The organism is Rhizobacter sp. P3_B12, from assembly GCF_056402895.1.
Window position 1 is genome coordinate 1 of the sequence record NZ_JBFUGN010001300.1, and the last position, 1,385, is coordinate 1,385.

Consider the following 1,385-nt stretch of genomic DNA (forward strand, 5'->3'; position numbering starts at 1 on the left):
CCGCCGACCTCGCGCTCGGCATCGACCAGCTGGTCGAGCGCGGCGCGGCAGCGCTCGAAGTAGGAGCGCCCGGCATCGGTCAGGCGGATCTGGCGCGTCGTGCGCACGAACAGCCGCGCGCCCAGCCGCTCCTCGAGCCGGCCGATCGAGCGGCTGACCGCGGCCGGCGTCACGCCCGCGATCGTCGCGGCCGCGGTGAAGCCCTGGTGCTCGGCCGCGAGGCAGAACAGCTCGATGCTGCCCAGCATCACATCGTCGAACTGCCGTTTCATGTCATGGCACCCAGCGGCCGCATTGATTACACCGTGTAGCGGCAGATGGTAAGCGAACCCCCTTTATCCCCCGGGGCCCGGTTCCTACAGTGAAGGCCTGTCCTTTCCTTCTTGTTCACAGGAGCCCGTTCACCATGAAACACGATCCCAAGACGGCCGTCATCACCGGCGCTTCCAGCGGCATCGGCGCCGCGCTGGTCCAAGCCTACCGCGAGGCCGGCTGGCGCGTGGTCGCCAACTCGCGTTCGATCCGCACCAGCGACGACCCCGGCATCCTCGCGATCGCCGGCGACATCGCCGACCCGGCGACCGCCGAGCGCATCTTCAGCGAAGGCGTCGACCGCTTCGGCCGCATCGACRSGCTGGTCAACAACGCCGGCATCTTCACCGCCAAGCCGTTCACGCAGTTCACCGCGGACGACTGGTCGGCCAACATCGCGACCAACCTGGCCGGCTTCTTCCACGTGACGCAGCGCGCGGTGCGGCGCATGGAGGCGCAGGGCGCCGGGCACATCGTGCAGATCACGACGAGCATCGTCGACCAGCCGATCAACGGCGTGCCGGCGGTGCTGGCCTCGATCACCAAGGGCGGGCTGAATGCCGCGACCCGGGCGCTCGCGATCGAGTACGCGTCGCGCGGGATCCGCGTCAACGCGGTCTCGCCCGGCATCATCAAGACGCCGATGCACCCGCCCGAGAACCATGCGGCGCTGAGCGGCCTGCACCCGGTGGGCCGGATGGGCGAGATGAGCGACATCGTCGACGCGGTGCTGTTCCTGGAGAAGGCGACGTTCGTGACGGGCGAGATCCTGCACGTCGATGGCGGGCAGTCCGCCGGGCACTGGTGAACCGCCATGCCGCTCATCCGCATCGAAGTCACCCGTGAAGGCGTCACGCTGCAGCAGAAGCAGCAGCTGATCGCCGAAGCCACCGAGATGATGGTCCGCGTGCTGCACAAGGACCCGGCGACGACCTTCGTGATCATCGACGAGGTGGAGACCGACAACTGGGGCGTGGCGGGGCGCACCGTGACGGAGCTTCGCGCAGAGGCGGGCCGAGCGCCGGGCCGCCCCAAGCCGGCCCGCATCCCCCCCGGTCGGTGTAACCACCGAC

3 protein-coding genes are annotated in these 1,385 nt (G+C 69.3%); 2 read left to right on the forward strand and 1 reads right to left on the reverse strand.

What is annotated here, in order from left to right; translation table 11 throughout:
- On the reverse strand, positions 1-272 hold a 272-nt coding region (locus tag AC1D01_RS34690; protein WP_477874054.1), incomplete at its 3' end, for a LysR family transcriptional regulator.
- Positions 273-406: 134 nt separating this feature from the next.
- On the opposite strand from AC1D01_RS34690, the gene AC1D01_RS34695 reads away from it, so the two are divergent.
- Both AC1D01_RS34695 and AC1D01_RS34700 read left to right on the forward strand, forming a co-directional pair.
- Positions 407-1,120, forward strand: a complete 714-nt coding sequence (locus AC1D01_RS34695) for an SDR family NAD(P)-dependent oxidoreductase (RefSeq protein ID WP_477874056.1) — start codon at positions 407-409, stop codon at positions 1,118-1,120.
- A 6-nt stretch (positions 1,121-1,126) separates the two neighbouring features.
- A partial coding sequence (locus AC1D01_RS34700) for a tautomerase family protein (RefSeq protein ID WP_477874058.1) occupies positions 1,127-1,385 on the forward strand: 259 nt, incomplete at its 3' end.